Origin of the sequence: Flavimobilis rhizosphaerae, from assembly GCF_014852685.1 — a bacterium.
Taxonomy (GTDB): domain Bacteria; phylum Actinomycetota; class Actinomycetes; order Actinomycetales; family Cellulomonadaceae; genus Flavimobilis; species Flavimobilis rhizosphaerae.
Genome location: NZ_JACZDF010000006.1, coordinates 160,446 through 178,124, shown reverse-complemented (window position 1 = coordinate 178,124; position 17,679 = coordinate 160,446). Strand labels below are relative to the sequence as shown.

The 17,679-nt window shown below is 70.3% G+C and carries 9 protein-coding genes; 3 read left to right on the top strand and 6 right to left on the bottom strand.

Features of this window, described 5'->3' with window-relative positions; all coding sequences use genetic code 11:
• Positions 1 to 46 precede the first annotated feature (46 nt).
• From IGS67_RS11450 to IGS67_RS11425, 6 genes are all read right to left on the bottom strand, one after another.
• Positions 47 to 2,830: an alpha/beta hydrolase gene (locus IGS67_RS11450; RefSeq protein ID WP_192281093.1), complete on the bottom strand. Its 2,784-nt coding sequence runs from the start codon at positions 2,828 to 2,830 to the stop codon at positions 47 to 49.
• A 168-nt stretch (positions 2,831 to 2,998) separates the two neighbouring features.
• Positions 2,999 to 4,978: an Ig-like domain repeat protein gene (locus IGS67_RS11445; RefSeq protein ID WP_192281089.1), complete on the bottom strand. Its 1,980-nt coding sequence runs from the start codon at positions 4,976 to 4,978 to the stop codon at positions 2,999 to 3,001.
• Positions 4,979 to 5,154: 176 nt separating this feature from the next.
• Positions 5,155 to 8,457: a carbohydrate binding domain-containing protein gene (locus tag IGS67_RS11440; protein WP_210767280.1), complete on the bottom strand. Its 3,303-nt coding sequence runs from the start codon at positions 8,455 to 8,457 to the stop codon at positions 5,155 to 5,157.
• Positions 8,458 to 8,796: 339 nt separating this feature from the next.
• Positions 8,797 to 10,422, bottom strand: a complete 1,626-nt coding sequence (locus IGS67_RS11435) for a UxaA family hydrolase (protein WP_192281086.1) — start codon at positions 10,420 to 10,422, stop codon at positions 8,797 to 8,799.
• Between the two features lie 146 nt (positions 10,423 to 10,568).
• Positions 10,569 to 12,521, bottom strand: coding sequence for a DUF6807 family protein (locus IGS67_RS14440; RefSeq protein WP_328742528.1), 1,953 nt, complete (start codon positions 12,519 to 12,521; stop codon positions 10,569 to 10,571).
• 74 nt (positions 12,522 to 12,595) lie between these two features.
• Positions 12,596 to 14,047 carry a Gfo/Idh/MocA family protein gene (locus IGS67_RS11425; RefSeq protein ID WP_192281083.1) on the bottom strand — a complete coding sequence of 484 codons (1,452 nt, stop codon included), beginning with the start codon at positions 14,045 to 14,047 and terminating at the stop codon, positions 12,596 to 12,598.
• Between the two features lie 247 nt (positions 14,048 to 14,294).
• On the opposite strand from IGS67_RS11425, the gene IGS67_RS11420 reads away from it, so the two are divergent.
• The 3 genes from IGS67_RS11420 to IGS67_RS11410 all read left to right on the top strand — a co-directional run bounded on the left by IGS67_RS11420 (position 14,295) and on the right by IGS67_RS11410 (position 17,554).
• Positions 14,295 to 15,242: a carbohydrate ABC transporter permease gene (locus IGS67_RS11420; protein WP_192281079.1), complete on the top strand. Its 948-nt coding sequence runs from the start codon at positions 14,295 to 14,297 to the stop codon at positions 15,240 to 15,242.
• Between the two features lie 13 nt (positions 15,243 to 15,255).
• Positions 15,256 to 16,176 carry a carbohydrate ABC transporter permease gene (locus tag IGS67_RS11415; RefSeq protein WP_192281076.1) on the top strand — a complete coding sequence of 307 codons (921 nt, stop codon included), beginning with the start codon at positions 15,256 to 15,258 and terminating at the stop codon, positions 16,174 to 16,176.
• 67 nt (positions 16,177 to 16,243) lie between these two features.
• Entirely contained in the window at positions 16,244 to 17,554 is a 1,311-nt protein-coding gene (locus IGS67_RS11410; protein ID WP_192281073.1) for an ABC transporter substrate-binding protein, read from the top strand.
• The last annotated feature ends 125 nt before the right edge of the window (positions 17,555 to 17,679 follow it).

Genomic DNA, 17,679 nt, shown 5'->3' with positions numbered 1-17,679 from the left:
GCGGGGCTCCCCACCGGCAGGTGGTGAGCCCCGCGTCGTGCGGCGGTCACGGTGCGGGTGTCACCGTGCCCGTGAGGACGAGGTCGGGCTGGCCGAGCATCGACCGGTCGACGACGAGCCGGACCTGGCGGGCCGGCGCGACCTGCGCCGTGCGCCGCACAGGGACCTCGACGATCATCGAGGTCGCTCCCGAGGCGATCGTGAGTCCGAGCTCCGCCCCGGTCGAGCTCAACGGGCCTCGCAGGGTGGCATCCGCCACCTGAGCCTGCAGCCACGTCGGTACGAGGTGCTCGGCAGCGAGCTCGTCGGTGACGGCAGCGAACCTCGCCGTGGTCCACAGGCCCTCGATCGTCGGCTCGGTGAGGCGCAGCTCCCAGCGCAGGCTTCCGCCGGGCGTCGCCGTCGCGTCGGTGCTGATCGCGGCGAGCGTCGGCAGCTTCCCCGCGGGCGCGGTCACGGCGCCCGTCGGGTTGTCGACGACGGCACCGCGATCGGCGATGACGGTGACGTACCCGATGTCGTAGCCGTTGGGGTTGAGCGAGACCGCGTCGTCCTCGGGCACGGTGAGCCGGACGTCGAGCGACGTCTGGCCGGGCTTGATCGTCCGGAACGAACCCGTCGTGCTCCAGGTACGCGGGTCGAGGTGCTCGACCCAGACCCGTGCGGACCTCGTCCGCGTACCCGTCACCGGGATCCGCACAAGCTGCGTCGCAGCGTCCGCCGACGTGATCCTCGTCGTCGTCGGCACGGAGACCCGGGCGACGGTACGCACGGACGCGGACGAGCGACGCTGCCCGCTCGAGACGCCGTAGGCGTCGAGGACGACGAGCATGCCGGACGCGCTCCGTGCCTTGAGATCGACGCGGGCGAGCTTCGACGTGTCGACCTTCGAGCGCGCCGGGAGGCGGAAGCGGACCTCCTGCGCCCAGCGGGACGCGAGGTTCGCGACGGCGGGCATGCGGCTGGGTGCGTGCTCGGCCTTGACGGTCGCGCTGCGGCCGGCCGTGTCGGTGAGGACGAGGTCGAACGACGGCGTGGTCCTCTGCGGGGGCACGACGACGCGCATCGTCAGCCACTTCCGGTGGCTGAGGCTCGGCAGTCCGGTGAGCCTCACGCGCGCGCCCTTCGCGGTCCACCCGACGGCGAGCGCAGGGTCGAGCGGGAGGGAGCTCATGCCCATGAGACCGGCACCGTGCGGCGAGAGCTCGTCCCCGAAGCAGGTGACCGCGTCCGCGGACCGGGGCACGAGCGAGCACGACCTCGCGGCCGCCTTGCCACGGACCGAGACCTTGGGCTGGCGGTCGGCGGTGAGCACTGCGGTGCGGCGTCCGCCGACCGCGTGGCTGAGCACGGTCGCCGAGCCTGCCGAGCGCGCTCGGACGGGCGAGCCGTCGAGGAGGCTGCGCGCCGACGCGTCACGTGCGACGTACGCCTTGACCGCCGCTGCGACGTAGGTCGCACCGACCGCACGCTGCTGCTTCGCCGTGAGGCGACCCGCGGCCTTCGGCCCGCACGAGGTCGACACCCCCTCGCCGTCGTCCCACGACGGTGCCTGGGACACGCCGGGGGTCCACTCTGAGTTGAAGTAGTTGTGGTTCGCGCCGAGGACGAGGACGGACGACCGCAGCGCGTGGTCGCCCGACGCGATGCCGACACCGCGGTCGACGTAGGCCTGTCCTTGGAGGTCGGAGACGTCGCCGTCGCACGACGGCAGCAGCACGGTCGTCGGGATGCCGATGGCGACCTGGGTCGCGAAGTCGGTTGGCGCGACGAGGACCTGTCCGACGATACGGAACGGGTCGCCCGCACGGGACTTGATCGCGGCGCGGCTCACGCCCTCGCCGCCGCGGGAGTGCCCGACGGTGACGACGCGCGACAGCTTGAGCTTGCCCTTGAGCTTCTCGGTGCCGCGTGGCCCCTTCGTGCCGCGGTTCCACTGCGACAGGAGCGTGAGGTGCCGGCGCACGAGGTCGGCGCGCGTGCCTGCGCCGCCGTCGTTCTCGCCGTGGTCCTGCGCGTTGATGCCGTTCGCCGAGATCGACACGGTGACGTAGCCCTGGGACGCGAGGAGGTTCTGCTGGTCGCGGTAGCCGAGGTAGCTGGGGATCGAGCGCGATCCCTCGGGGCACGGCCAGCCGTCGACGATCTCGTCGCCCTGGTAGCAGACGGAGTGGCGACCGTGGAGGAGGACGACGACGGGACGGGTGCCCTTGGCGTCGCGCGGCATGACGACGTGGGCACGGGTCTCGACGGCGGCGTCGTAGCCGGGAACCGTCATGCCGCTCGACGAGTAGGTGAAGGCGCGCGTCTTGTAGCGGCCCGGGGTTCCGGGGTCCTTCGACACGAGCTTCGTCGGCCGCGACGGGAGCGTGGTCGGGGCCGACGGGGCGACGGGTGCAGTCACGGCGTCGGCACGTCCGGCGAGGACGTTGCTGCCGCGGACGACGGCGACGTCGCGAGCCTTGAGGTCGGGCGCGCCGAGGACGCGCGCGCCGTAGGTGCGTCCCGTGACGGTCGGCTGGACGACACGTCCGTCCGGGAGCCGGAACTCGGTGCGGGCGTCGGTGAGCCGGTCACCGGCGGGTGCCGTCCACGAGACGAAGGCGCCGTCGTCATCGGTGACGACGGCGATGCCGTCGGCGGACGTGCGGCCGGCCCCCGCACGGAGGGCATCGGCGACGCGCGTCGTCACCTCGGTGTGGACGGCGGCGCTCACCCCGGCCGCCTGCGGAGCGGCGGGCGCTGCCGCGACCGCCGCTGCGGGCCCCAGCGTTGCGGCGAGCGCGAGGGCGAGCGCCGAGGACAGCAGAGCGGCTCTCGGACGGCGCATGGGGCTCCCTCAGGGATGAGCAGAACAGGACCAGAGACGTCCGATACGGTATGCGAGTCCGGTTCGCCGCGCTACCTTCCCCCACCCCCTTGATGGGAGCGCCGCGGCGTGTCGCCGCGACACGCCGCGCGGACCCGGAGACCCGGGCCCGCGCGACCTGGCCAGTGGTCAGCGAGCCGTGTAGCCCGAGGAGACCCTCCTCGTCGTGAGGAGCTTCGAGGTCGACTTGGCCGGGGTGTAGACGAGCGCGACCTTGCCGCGCGGCAGCTTGCTCGTGCGGACCTTCGCGACCCAGTACTTGCCCGAGCGGACGATCTTGGCGCTCTTGGACACGTACTTCTTGCCGACCTTCGCACGGACCGTGCCGTACGGTCGCGTCCCCGCGACCGTACCGACGCGGACCGTCAGCGTCGCCTTCGAGCCCTTGCGGACCTTCGACGCCTTCGTCACCTTCATCGACGGAAGCCCCTTGGCCACCTTGACGGTGCGCTTCGCACGCGATCCCGCGAGCATGACGTCACCGCTGTACCGCGCAGTGACCGTTCGCTTGCCAGGGCGCACGCTCGCGGGCAGGGTCGCCGTGGCGCGCCCGCTCGACGACACCTTCGCAGTGGCGACACGCTTCGTGCCGACGTAGAACTGGACGACACCCTGCGGTTTCGTCTCCCCCGCCACCTTGACCGACACCTTCGTGCTGCGGCCGTAACGCACGGAGATCTTCGACATCGTCGCGCGGGACTCCGCCGGCGTCGAGAACCCGACGACTGCGGTCCCGCTGGAGATGGATCGCACCGCGACCGTCCGACCGAGGCTCGAGCTCCTGACCGACTCACCCGCGTGGACCGTCGCCCACGCGACGCCGTCGCTCGAGCCGCCGAGCGTGACGAGCGTCGGGACCCCACGGGAATCGCGGACGATCGTCGAGAAGCGCACTCCCCTGCCGAGGTCGTAGGCGGGGTCGATCGCCCACGGCGAGGCGTAGTACGCGCCGGCGTCGTTGCCCCCGCCGTCGCGCAGCTCGAGATACATCGTGCGGCCCGCCTGGTCGACGAACCTCAGGCTCAGGGGAGACTTGCCGGACACTGCACGCACGCGGGTGTCGACGCCGGGGTTCCCCGCCGTGATGGAGGCACCGGGCAGGATGTCGAGAACCGCGCGGAACGCCGGGTCGAGCACGGGTGGCGCGTAGGTCGTCGTGCCCTCGCTGAAGGAGGCTCCCATGACGGAGTGGATGCCGAGGTACTCGAGCGGCCCGTCCGCATTCCCGATCTCGAGGTTGGAGTGCCCGAGCCCGAAGTTGTGCCCGAGCTCGTGGGACACCGTGTGGGCGTCGTCCGCCGCGAGGAAGACGAGCCCCCCGGACGTGAGGCCCTTCTCGCCGATCGTCGCGAGGCCGGTCCAGCCGATCGACCCGTCGTCGTAGCACGAGCGCGGCACCATGACGATGAGGTGCGTGCGGGCTGTGCGTGACGCGTCAACGCCCGGGAAGAGCTTCTGCGCGCGCTCCCAGACCTTGAAGTAGTCGCCGTTCGCGAGCTCGGCGCAGACGTTGCTCGTCGTGAGCGTCGCCTCGCCCCGGACGGTCAGCCCGTTGACGATCTTCCCGGTCTCGCGCGTCCAGTAGGCGCTCCCCCGCGAGACAGCGGCACGACCCTCGGCGAGGGTGAACTCGCCCGTCGCCGCTGCGTCGTCGACGCGTACGAGGTAGGCGGAGTGCGCCCCGGCGCGGGGCGCAGCCGCGACGGGCGCGGCCTGCAGGACGTTGATGCTCCGTGCCTTGAGCTCTCCGGCACGCGTAAGCGCACCCGCAGGTGCGTCCGGGCGCGAGCCGCGCAGCGCGGCGACGGGGACGTCCGCGGGGACGTCGACGACGGCCCTCACGGTGTCGCCGGCGCGCGCCTTGGTGAGCGCGGCGGCCGAGGCGTCGGCGTCGAGGCGCACGACGGACCCTGCCTCCGTCCGGATGCCGAGCCCTGTCGTCTCGACGGGGCGGCCGGAGGCGTCCCGTCCTGAGCCGAGCGTCGCCACGAGCGTGCCGCGGACGACGAGGTCGTCCACGGGGCTCGGCGACGCCGCGGCCGTGACCGCGGGAATCCCTGTGAGCGTGAGTGCGAAGGCGCACACGGCGCCCCACGTCTTGCGTGGCATGTTGTCCCCTGCTGACGCATCCGAGTCGACGGCGCTCGGCGCGCGGATGCAGACGCGCGAGCATTGAGTGCCTCACACTAGTACGTCCCATGACGCACCTGGAAGCCGAGGCGGGGACGCCGTCGTCCGCGGCTGACCGCGGACGACGGCGTCCTCTCACGCTGACGTGCCGGACCCTACTTGAGGTACGGCCCCGCCTCGCCGACCTTGCCCGGGGCGGGCGTGGTCGCCGTGTCGAGGACGTAGGCGCGCATGTTGCCCTTGCCCGAGACGCTCGCGGTGAGCGTCCCGTTCGTCACGACCTTGCGGTCGCCCGTCACGGCGTCGACGTACGTGCCGTTGGGCACGGACCGGAACGTCGCGGACTCCGAGACGGCGACGAGCACGAAGCTGTCGACCCCCGCGGCCGTGTAGCGGCGCTTGTACGCGATGCCGCCGTCGACGTTCTTCGTCGAGTACTGCCCCTTCTGGAGCGCGGGGACCGCACGCCGGATGCGGTTGAGCCGCTGGACGTGCTTGACGAGCGGCTTCTCGAGCGTCTGTGCGACCGCTCCGGACGACGACGAGACGACGCCGAAGTCCGAGGCGACGACCGAGCCCGCGAGGTGGTCACCGAAGTACGCGCGACCGGTCGTGGCGAGCGCGCAGCTCGGGCCGCAGTCGATCTGCTTGCCCGCCTGGAACTCGATCTCCGAGCCGTAGTAGAGCGTCGGGATCCCGCGGAACGTCCACATGAGCGACATGTTCTCCGCCCATGCGTCGGTCCCCCCGTCATAACGGACGTTCGACTTGTTGGGCCCGTAGTCGTGCGAGTCGACGTAGACCGTGTTGTACGTCGCGTCGTTGTAGGCGTCGTCGGAGTCCATGCCGTTCCAGAACGCCGAGCCTGCGTCGCCGAAGTTCATGTGCATGCGCATGTCGATGACGTTCATGCCCGAGAACTTCGAGTGGTCCGGCGTGTGGTACGTGTTGCCGTCGGCGCCCGCGAGGACCGCGTTGGTCGACGTGGGCTGGCCGGCCGGACCCTGGAGGTTCTCCCACGCGAACTGCTCGGCGGCCGCGACGACGTCGTCGAGCGCGTACTCCTTGCGCTCCTTCCACGTGTAGAACGGCGCGGAGTGGTTGACCGAGCCGCGGTTCCACTTGTCGTGGACGAACTGGGCGACCTCGCCGAAGACGTAGAAGTCCTTGCCCTTCTCCCCGTGGACCGAGGTGGCGTGTTCCTGGATCGCCGGGAGGAAGTAGCGGTTCCACATGACGCGCGGGATGTGGACCGCGGTGTCGATGCGGAAGCCGTCGACACCCATGTCGATGTACCCGTTGTAGGCGTCGATGAGGTACTGGCGGGTCTCGGCGTCCTCCGTGTTGAAGTCCGCGAGGTCCTCGTGGATCCAGCAGTCCTGCGCGTCCTTCCCCTCCCAGTTGCCGATCCAGCACTGGTGGAAGTTCTTCGCGGGGAACATGCCGGCGGTCGGCGAGGGCCACTGGCACTCACGGAGCGCGAAGCCCTCCTTGGAGAACTTGCCGGTCGGCTGACCGAAGCCCTTGCACGTCGTGCCGAGCGGTGCGGTCGAGGACCACAGGTCGCCGTTGTAGGAGCGGCCCTTCGCGAGGAGGTTCTGCGCAGCCGTGAGCGTCGGGTCGTCGCCCTGGTTCTCGACCATGGGGTCGTACTCGCGGCCGGCCTCCTTCTTCGAGTAGAACCAGCTCCATTCCCCGCTCGAGTCGCCCCACACGGTGGGCGTGAACAGGCCCTTGGCTCCCCAGCGCGAGGAGTGGTTGTAGACGACGTCCTGGTAGATCTTGATGCCCTTGGCGTGGGCGGCGTCGATGAGCTCCTGGTAGCTCGCACCCTGGGACTCGAGGCGCGGGTCGACCCGGTAGAAGTCCCAGCCGTGGTAGCCGTGGAAGTCGTAGTCGGAGCGGTTGAGGACGACCGGGGTGATCCAGATCGCGGAGAAGCCGAGGCCCTTGATGTAGTCGAGCTTGTCGACGAGGCCCTTGAAGTCGCCCCGGAACATGGGGTCGTCGTTCGCGGCGTTGCCGGAGCTCACGTGCTGGGAGCCTCCACGGTTGTTCGTCACGTCGCCGTCGTTGAACCGTGCGGTCATGACGAAGTAGATCGAGTCCTCGCGCGGGTCGCCGCCGAGCGGCGTGCCGCCGCGGGGCTTGTCGGGCGTCCTGCCCGTGGTGACGGCGACGGCAGCGCTCGCGGCGGAGACGTTGCCCGCCGCGTCGAACGCCGCGACGGTGTAGCTGTACCGGGTCTCAGGGAGGAGCCCCGTGTCCGTCGCCGTGAGGGCGGAGACGTCGCGCGTCACAGTGCCGGCGCCGCCGGTGCGCACGACGCGGTAGCCCGCGACCTCGACGTCGTCGGTCGACGCACGCCACGAGACGGTCGTGCGCGTGCCGTCGGCGGTCGCGACGACACCTGCGGGGACCGAGGGTGCGGTCGTGTCCTCGACGGGCGGCGGGACGTCCTCGCACGGGTCGGTGCCGGCGGCGATGCGGCCGTCGCGCACGAGGTTCACGCCGGCGCCGTACGTGTAGTCCTTGCCGCCGTTGTTGTCCCAGCGGCCGGAGCCGTCGTTGAACACGGCGGTGCCGCCGGTCGCGGTGCCGAGGGCGATGTCCTTGACGAACCAGCCGGGGCACGCGGGCGTCATGTCGACGCCGGGGACGGCGGTCCAGGCGCCCGTGGCGACGCGGTAGTGGATCTTCGGCGCCGACCACGTCGAGCTGTAGAAGATCTTCGCGCTCGCCGCGGGGGGCGGGGTCGTCTCGGGGTCGGTGGGCTCGTCGGTGGGCTCGTCGGTGGGCTCGTCGGTGGGCTCGGGACCGCAGGGGTTGGTCCCGGCCGCGATCGCGCCGTCCTTGATGATCTGGACGCCACCGGAGTACGCGTAGTCCTTGCCGCCGTTGTTGTCCCAGCGCCCGGAGCCGTCGTTGAGGACGAGCATGCCGCCGGAGGCGGTGCCGAGCGGGATCTGGTGCTTGTACCAGCCGTCGCACGCGAGCGTCATCGCGATGCCGGGGGCGTTCGTCCATGCGCCCGTGCCGACGCGGTAGTGGATCTTCGGCGTGGTCCAGGCGGTCTTGTAGTAGATGGTGGCCGACGACGTGGGCTCGTTGCCGGTGTCGCAGGGGTTCGCGCCCGGGGTGAGCGCGCCGTCCTTCCAGACGACCGTGCCCCCTTCCGTGCGGTAGTTCCTGCCGCCGTTGTTGTCCCACGCGCCCGCACCGTTGGTGAAGGTCACCTGGGCACCCGCGGCCGAGCCGAGGTCGATCTGCTGGGACTTCCAGCCGGTGCACGCGTCGGCCATCACGACGCCGGGGAGCGCAGTCCACCCCTGGCCGTCGACGCCGTAGTGGATGTACGTCTGCGACCAGGCGGCCTTGGCTGGGTAGTAGACGGTCGTCGTCGCGGCGGGGACCGCCGAGACGAGGCTCGCCCCGAGGAGGGGCACAGCGAGGCTCACTGCCACCACCGAGGCGAGGAGACGTGGTCTCGCGAATCTGCTTCGTCGCATCTTTCTCTCTTCTCGACGGGCCGCGACGTCGCGGCCACGGACCGTCCGGCGTCGTCGCCGGCGGGACTCGCCGCAAGTTTCTGGAGGCTTGCTGCAAAAGTCTGCAACGGAACGTAGTGGATCTCACAGGTGTCCGCTACTGGTAAAGAGCGCAACATGGGATGTTTGCGCAGATCAGCGCCAATCCATCGCGAACGACGGCGAAGGCCCCGGTCCGGGGACCGGGGCCTTCGCCGTGCTGCGTCGACGCGCTCGCGATGCGGACGACGCGAGTCCGCATCGCGAACGTCAGGTGACGGTGCCCATGTGCCAGGGCACGAACTCCTCGACGCCGATGCCGAGCTCCTCGCTCACGGTCTGCTCGCCGGACGCGACGGCGAGCACGAGGTCGAAGAGCTCCTGCCCGACCTCCTCGAGCGTCGCGGTGCCGTCGACGATCCGACCCGCGTTGACGTCCATGTCCTCGCTCATGCGCTCGTACATCTCGGTGTTCGTCGCGACCTTGATCGACGGCGCGGGGCGGCAGCCGAAGACGGAGCCACGCCCCGTCGTGAAGACGACGACGTTCGCGCCGCCCGCGACGAGGCCCGTGACGGACACGGGGTCGTAGCCGGGCGTGTCCATGAAGACGAAGCCTGCGTGGGGCGCCATCGGCTCGGCGTAGTCGTAGACCTCGGAGAGGTCGGCCTGCCCGCCCTTGGCGACGGCGCCGAGCGACTTCTCGAGGATCGTCGTGAGCCCGCCGGCCTTGTTGCCGGGCGACGGGTTGTTGTCGAGGGACCCGCCTCCGGCGGCGGCGTAGCCCTTCCACCACTCGATCTGGTCGAGGAGCTTCTGCGCGACCTCGGGCGTGCGCGCGCGCCGGGTGAGGAGGTGCTCGGCACCGAAGACCTCGGGGGTCTCGGCGAGCGCGGAGGTCGCACCGTACGCGACGAGCCGGTCGGACACCCATCCGAGCGCGGGGTTCGCGGTGATCCCCGAGTAGCCGTCGGACCCGCCGCAGTTGAGGGCGAGCACGAGCTCGGAGACGTCGACGTCCTCGCGGCGGCGCTTGTCGACCTCGGGGAGCATGCGTCGGATCGCCTCGACGCCCGCGCGGACGCTCGCGCGGACACCGCCGGTCTCCTGGATCGTCATGGTCTCGACGAGCGTGTCCGCGGGGATGTCGGCAAGGAGCTCGTTGCCGGGCCGTGGTGCCCCGATCGTCGGCATGCCGAGGAGGATCTCGGGGCCCGCGCCCGCGCCGGAGCGCGTGCTCAGCTGGGAAGTGAGGATCATCTCGCAGCCGAGCCCGAGGACGAGGATCGCGGAGATGTTGGGGTGGGCGGCGTACCCGCGGAGCGTGCGCAGGAGGAGCGCGCCGCCCTCGGACTCGGGGACGAGGCCGCAGCCGGACTGGTGGGTGAGCGCGACGACGCCGTCGACGTTCGGGAACGCCTCGAGGGCGCTGTCGGGGAACTGCGCGGCGATCATCTTCGCGGTCGAGGCGGAGCAGTTGACGCTCGTGAGGATCGCGATGTAGTTGCGGGTGCCGACGCGGCCGTCGGCGCGGCGGTAGCCGCGGAACGTGGGCCGAGGGCCGGCGGGGATCTCGAGCTCGGTGTGGGTGCCGCCGAGCTCGTGCGTCCGCTCGCCCTCCTCGAAGACGAGGTTGTGCGAGTGGACGTGGGCGCCGGCAGGCACGGGCTCGGTCGTCACGCCGATGACCTGCCCGTACTTGTGGACGGGGGCGCCTGCGGGCAGGTCGCGGAGCGCGACCTTGTGACTGCGGGGGACGGAGGTCGTCACGACGACGGGTGTGCCGTCGGGGGCGATCTCGTCACCGGGCTCGAGGGCGCGGGTCGCGACCGCGACATCATCCCCGGTCCGCAGGAGCAGGACGCCCGGGAGGGCGTCCGTGCGCTGGTCCGTCATGTGTGGTCCTTTCCTCGACACCCGGAGCAACCGGTTGCCGTCGACTCGCCAGCGAGCCGCGGAGAAGCTTGGGTGCGCCTAGATACTAGCGTGGAAACCGGTTCCGCACCACGCCGGGCAGCAGTGAGCAACGCCGCACGACGAGGTCAGGACTCGGCGAGCAGCCGCGCTCCGAACGGGTACCACCGCTCCGCGACCGACGACGGGCTGTGGAGCCCGTCGAGCACGACCGCCGCAAGCCGGACCGCCAAGGGGTGCCCCTCGCCCAGCTCGATCGGACGACCCGACGCGACCGCCGGCCCCGCCCCGAGGTACGGCGTCGTCCGCACAAACCACGGCCGGCCACGGTCCTGCACGAGCACGACCGTCGTCCACGCCACCCCGTGACGCGCGGCGACGACGAGCCACGGTGAGCGCGAGCCGTGGACGACCTCGCCCGTGCCGAGGCTCGACGCGACCCGGTGCTCGTCCGCGGGCGCGAACCGCCAGAAGATCCCGCCATAGCCCGGAAGGGACCCCGAATCCTCGGCAGGGTTCGAGATCGTCAGGGCCCGACGCGCCGTGAGCTCGCTCGACCACCGCAGCGCCCAGCCCGCGTCGCCGTCGAGCAGCTCGCCGTCGAGCGTCCGCTCCTCGTCGAGCAGCACCTCGCCGTCACTGCCGCGCCACTCGACACGTTCGACAAGCCGGCCCGGCCGCCCCTCGACGATCTCCGTGGACAGCCGCACCTGACGGCCGTGGTCCCCGAGGACACGCATGCCCTCCCCCGGGACGTACGTCCGACCGCCCCAGAAGTTCGTACCAGCGACGTCGGGCAGCGCGATCGACAGCCCCTGATGATGACGACGGTCGGCGGGCGATGCCGCCGTGATCCGCGTCCCCGAGAGCGAACGCACCGGGTGCAGGTGCGGACGCGGCGAGTGGACGTCGGTCATCGACGCCCCCTCGCGGTACCGCGCGAGCCGCGACTCCCCTGCGGCGAGCACCGTGTCGGCCCCGTCGACCACCCACGCGAGACCCTCGGGCCGCGGCGTGCGACGTGCCGCCGCGGCGGCGCTCGCGCTCCCCGCGGGAGCCGGGCCCGACGACGCCCGCACGACGAGGCGCGTCGGCAGGATCTCCGTGAGCGTGTCCGACTCGTGGTCGTCGGCGACTGCGGCCTTGCCCGCGAACTGCGCGCCGAGACGCTCCCACGCGTGCGCACCGAGCTCGTCGTGCGGCACGTGGACCGTCGTGAGCGACGGCGACGAGTACCGCGCCAGCTCGATGTCGTCGAAGCCGACGACCGAAACATCCTCGGGCACCGAGACACCGAGCTCGCCGAGGTGCGCGAGCAGGCCGAACGCCACCTGGTCGTTGTACGCGACGACCGCGGTCGCACGCGTCGCGAGAACCGCCTCGGCCGCCGCGTAGCCGTCGGCGACCGTCGGCCCGCACGGGAGCGTCACGAGGCTCGTGCCGCCGAACGACACCTGTGCTTCGTCGACCCCCTCGAGACGCGCTCGGTTCGAGGGGCTCGTCGGCGGCCCTTGGAGGTAGGCGATCGAGTCGTGCCCCAGCCCGACGAGGTGCTCGAGCACCGTGTACATGGCCTCGGCATAGTCGACGTTGACCGACGCGATGCGCGAGCCCGGCAGCGACCGGTTGACGAGGACGAGAGGACCAAGCTCCGCCGAAGCCGCCTCGAGCGCCGCGTCCGACATCTGCGGCGAGACGAGCACGAGCGCGTCGCACCGCGCCCGCGTCGCGCGCACGACGTCGACCTCCCGCTCGTCACGACCCGCGGTCTCCGCGATGACGACGCCGTAGCCCGCGCGGTAGGCACCGTCCGTCACCGCGCGCAGCACCGCCTGAAACATGGGGTTGGCGAGGTCGGGCACCACGACGCCGACCGCGAGCGTGCGCCCGAGCGACAGCGATCTCGCGGTCACCGACGGCCGGTACGCGAGACGCTCCGCGACCTCGCGGACACGACGCGTGAGCTCGTCCTCGCCGCGCAGGCCGTTCATCACGCGGGAGACGGTCGCACGCGAGACGCCCGCGGCCTCAGCCACGTCGCTGATCGTCGCGCCACCGCTCGCTGCTCTGCTGGTTCGCACGTCGCCATCCTAAGTGTCGGAAGAGGTGAGGTCTGGGACCCGCGGCGCGCAGTATCCTGCGCGCCGCGGGGTCGTCATCGCGTGAGAGCGGTCCCGAGGTCGAGGTCGTCGACGAGGACCGCCTGCCCGGTCTCGAGCGAACGGTTGGCTGCGACGCCGACGGCGATCGCGCGGACGCCGTCGACGAAGCCCGCGGCCCGCCCGAGCGGGTCGTCCCCGACGCGCAGGTCCCGGCGGAAGACGTCCATGAGGAGGATCGCGTCACCCCCGCCGTGGCCGCCGCGACCCTGCGGGATCGCAACCTCCTCGGCGCCCTCCCAGTGGCGCTGGAGGAGCAGCTGCTCACCCTCGGGCCGGGAAGCCGCGACCGGCACGGCGTCCGGAGTCGCCGACGGGTCGAGGACGACACGTCCGTCACCGTCGACGCGGATCGCGCCGCGCTCGACGACGCGCAGCTCGACGCGGCCGCGCGTCCCGTTGATCGACACCGTGTAGCCCTCCCACGGACTGTGGGCGTTGAGCGAGTACGTCATCGTCGCACCGCCCGCGTAGTCGACGACGACCGCGACGTTGTCCTCGATGTCGATGCCGGCGTCGAAGACGTCACGGTCGCGGACGTAGCCGTCGTGCTGCTCTGACTCGAGGTAGAGCTCGCGCAGCCGCCGGTCGCGGCGCAGGTCAAGCGACCACGGGTCGCCCTCGGCCTCCGAGCCGCGCGCGGGCCGCGGCCCGCGGTCCTCGGCGTGCCCGTCCCCGTAAACGTCACGGTGCGCCGACGCGTAGACCCGCACGGGCGTGTCGTCGAGCCACCAGTTGACGAGGTCGAAGTGGTGCGAGGACTTGTGGATGAGCAGGCTGCCCGAGTTCGCGCGCTCACGGTGCCAGCGGCGGAAGTAGTCGGCGCCGTGGACCGTGTCGAGCACCCACTCGAAGTGGACCGACGTGGGGCGGCCGATCGCGCCGGACGCGATGATCTCGCGGAGCGTGGAGTTCCGTGGCGCGTAGCGGTAGTTGAAGGTCATGACGATGTCGCGGCCGGTCGCCGCGACGGACTCCGCGATCGTGCGCGAGCCCTCGGCCGTCGTCGTGAGCGGCTTCTCGACGACGACGTCCGCGCCGGCGGCCTGCGCGCGGGCGACGTGCTCGGCGTGGAGCCGGTCGGGAGTCGTGACGATGACGACGTCGACGCGCTGCTCGGCGATCATGCGCTCGAGGTCGTCGGGGCCGTACTGCGGCAGCCCGGCCGGGCCGTCGAGGCCGAGCGCGGTGCCGACCTCGCGGTCGTAGAAGTCCATGCGTCCGGGGTTGGTGTCGCACCAGGCGACGAGCTCGGCGACGTCAGCGTGGTCGCCCGTGATCGCGCCGACGTACATGCCGGAGCGGTGGCCCGTGCCGAGGACGGCGTAGCGCCGGCGCGGGCGTCCCGCGGGGACCGGGGCGAACGTCGGGACGACGATCGCGTCCGCGACGGTCGAGGCCGACGCCCCTCGCCGGGGTGCGGTGGGGTTCTGGTCAAGGTCGCTCATCGTTGAGCCTTCCCGTGGAGAAATGGGTTTCAGGGGCAACCATAGCGTCCAGCAGCCGGTCACGCCGCACTGGGCCGTTCGTCCCGGCGAAGCGCGCTCTCAGAGGGTTCACTAGCCCTTAGTTCTCGCGAAAGAGAGCGCATCCACGATTCGAGTGTTGCAAGTCGCTCGAGGTCGTGTATGTTCAGAGCAACCGGTTCCCAGGAACCACGGACACTGACGTCCCGAACCACACGAGGGAGTGTGCATGTCAGCACTGGGCGAGCTCCGCGCGCTGAGCAGGAAGCGCGGCGGCACGACGCCGAAGACCACCACCAACCTGCGCAAGGCCGATGGGCGCGCCGCGCTGGTGTTCCTCGGACCATGGTTCGTCGGCCTCTTCGCGATCACGCTGTTCCCGCTGGTCGCGTCCCTGTACCTGTCGATGACCGACTACAACCTCCTCCAGGCCCCGAACTTCATCGGCCTCGAGAACTTCATCGACATGCTGAGCGACCCGCGACTCCACAAGTCGCTCCAGGTCACGGCGATCTACACCGTGGTCGGCGTGCCACTGCAGCTCTCCGTGGCCCTCGGGCTCGCGATCCTCCTCAACAGGGGCATGCGCGGCATGTCCCTCTACCGCTCGATCTTCTACCTCCCCTCCCTCATGGGTGGGTCGGTCGCGATCGCGATCCTCTGGCGCCAGGTCTTCGGCAAGGAAGGCATCTTCAACGCCTTCCTCGGCCTGTTCGGCATCGAGGGCATGGGATGGATCTCGCATCCCGACACCGCACTGTGGACGATCATCCTGCTGCACGTGTGGACGTTCGGCTCCCCGATGATCATCTTCCTCGCCGGTCTGCGACAGATCCCCGACATGTACTACGAGGCAGCATCCCTCGACGGCGCGTCCAAGCGCCGGCAGTTCTTCTCGGTGACGCTCCCGCTGCTCAGCCCGATCATCTTCTTCAACGTCGTCATGCAGGTCATCGGCTCGTTCCAGGCCTTCACGCAGGCGTACGTCGTCTCGGGCGGCACCGGCGGCCCCTCGGACTCGACCCTCTTCTACACGCTGTACCTGTACCAGGAGGGTTTCAAGAACCTCAACATGGGCTACGCCTCCGCGATGGCGTGGGTCCTCGTCCTCATCATCCTCGCCCTCACCGCTCTGAACTTCTGGGTCTCGAAGTTCTGGGTGTTCTACGAGGACTGAAAGGAACCCGTCGATGTCGGTCACCACGACCCCCCAGCCCGACCAGGCCTCCCGCCTCGCGGAGCTCGCCGCCGAGGTCGGTCCCGTGAAGACGCCCGTCCTATGGCGCACCCGCACCCGCTCGGTCCTCCGCCACACGGTGATGATCGCGGCCGCGGCACTCATGATCTACCCGTTGCTGTGGATGCTCGGCGCATCCTTCAAGCCGACCGAAGAGATCTTCCGCAACCTCTCGATCATCCCGGCGCAGTGGCACCCCGAGAACTACCCCGACGGGTGGAACGCGTTCCAGACGTCGTTCTCGCGGTACATGCTCAACTCGCTGACGATCGTCGCTGGCGCCCTCGTCGGCAACCTCGTCAGCTGCTCGATGGCCGCCTACGCGTTCGCGAGGCTCCAGTTCAAGGGCCGCAACCTCTGGTTCATGATCATGCTCGTCACGATCATGCTCCCCGTGCACGTCCTCATCGTGCCGCAGTACATCATGTTCAACCAGCTCGACTGGATCAACACGTTCTGGCCGCTCATCGTGCCCAAGCTCCTCGCCACGGACGCGTTCTTCATCTTCCTCATGGTCCAGTTCTTCCGCGGGATCCCCAAGGAGCTCGAGGAGGCGGCACGCCTCGACGGCTGCGGCCACGGCCGCATCTTCGGCCAGGTCATGCTCCCCCTCGCGACCCCCGCGCTCGCAACCACCGCGATCTTCACGTTCATCTGGACGTGGAACGACTTCTTCAGCCAGCTCATCTTCCTCACGACGGACGAGATGAAGACGGCGCCGCTCGCGCTGCGCAACTTCCTCGACTCGTCGTCAGGTAGCTCGTGGGGACCGATGTTCGCGATGTCCATCGTCACGATCATCCCGATCTTCATCGTCTTCCTCCTCGGGCAGAAGTACCTCGTCAAGGGCATCGCCACGACGGGCATCAAGTGACGCAGACGGCCCGCCGGGCCCTGCGTGGAAGTTCCAGGCCATGACACGTATCAAAGGAGAGACGTCCATGAAGGCCAACACCAAGGTTGCCACCCGCACCCGGCGCATCGCCGCGGCTGCGATGGCCTCCGCCCTCGTCCTCGGGCTCGCCGCCTGCAACTCCGACGACAAGGCACCCGGTGCGGCAGGTGACGACAAGGTCAACATCACGTTCGCGTGGTGGGGCTCCGACACGCGCCACGAGGTGACCCAGAAGGTCATCGCCGAGTTCGAGAAGAAGCACCCGAACATCAAGGTCACGCCTGACTACACGAGCTGGGACTCGTACTTCGAGAAGCTCAACGTCGCGGCGGCCGGCGGCAACCTGCCGGACGTCATCACGCAGGAGGAGCGCTTCCTCACCGAGTACGCGACGCGCGACCTGCTGCTCGACCTCAAGGGCCTCGGCCTCGACACCTCGAAGATCGACAGCACGATCCTCGACTCCGGCTCGATCGACGGCAAGCTCTACGGCGTCGCCACGGGCATCAACGTCCACGGCGTCGTCATCGACCCGGAGATCTTCAAGGAGGTCGGCGTCGAGATCCCCGACGACACGAAGTGGACGTGGGACGACTACGTCGCGACCGCGAACGAGATCTCGGAGAAGTCGGACGGCAAGTACTACGGCGTCCAGAACTACAGCTTCAACGAGGTCACGCTGAAGATCCTCGCGCGCCAGAAGGGCGAGGAGGTCTTCACGAAGGACGGCAAGATCGGCGTCTCCGAGGCGACCGTCACCGAGTGGTTCCAGCGGTCCGTCGACCTGCTCGGCAAGGGTTCGCCCGACGCCTCCGTCTCGACCGAGGTCCAGGGTGCGGGCGTCGAGGGTTCGCTCCCGGCGTCCGGCAAGGGCGCGATGGCGTGGTTCTGGTCGAACCAGCTCCCCGCGATCTCCAAGGCTGCCGGCCGCCCCGTGCAGATCCTCCGCGCACCGGGCGAGTCGCAGTTCCAGCGTGGCGGCCAGTTCTTCAAGCCGTCGATGTTCTACTCGGCCTCGGCCAAGACGAAGCACCCGGAGGAGGCCAAGCTCTTCATCGACTTCCTCATCAACTCGGAGGAGGCCGGCAAGCTCATCCTCACCGACCGCGGGCTGCCGGGTAACACCGATGTCCGCGCGTCCGTCCTCCCGCTGCTCAGCGAGGCCGACACCGTCGGCGCCGAGTTCGTCTCCGGCCTCGAGGGCGACATCGTCGACGGCACGCCCGTGCCGCCCGTCGGCTCCGGCAAGGCCACCGAGATCACCGGTCGAGTGAACTCCGACGTCCTCTTCGGCAACATCACGCCGGCCGATGGCGCCAAGCGCTGGATCGAGGAGATGAACGCCGCGATCTCCTGATCGCAGCAGCCTCACCAGGTCGACCGCGCGGTCCGGGCCCCTCAGCCTCACGACCCGGACCGCGCGGTCCCCGCACCGCATCACCCGCACCACCTGCAGCGCCAGCACCACCCGCGCTCCCGTGG

Coding starts and splice junctions, on each gene's coding strand:
- IGS67_RS11445 (WP_192281089.1), bottom strand. CDS start 4,978: ATGCCACGCAAGACGTGGGGCGCCGTGTGCGCCTTCGCACTCACGCTC.
- IGS67_RS11435 (WP_192281086.1), bottom strand. CDS start 10,422: ATGACGGACCAGCGCACGGACGCCCTCCCGGGCGTCCTGCTCCTGCGG.
- IGS67_RS11420 (WP_192281079.1), top strand. CDS start 14,295: ATGTCAGCACTGGGCGAGCTCCGCGCGCTGAGCAGGAAGCGCGGCGGC.
- IGS67_RS11415 (WP_192281076.1), top strand. CDS start 15,256: ATGTCGGTCACCACGACCCCCCAGCCCGACCAGGCCTCCCGCCTCGCG.
- IGS67_RS11410 (WP_192281073.1), top strand. CDS start 16,244: ATGAAGGCCAACACCAAGGTTGCCACCCGCACCCGGCGCATCGCCGCG.
- IGS67_RS11425 (WP_192281083.1), bottom strand. CDS start 14,047: ATGAGCGACCTTGACCAGAACCCCACCGCACCCCGGCGAGGGGCGTCG.
- IGS67_RS11450 (WP_192281093.1), bottom strand. CDS start 2,830: ATGCGCCGTCCGAGAGCCGCTCTGCTGTCCTCGGCGCTCGCCCTCGCG.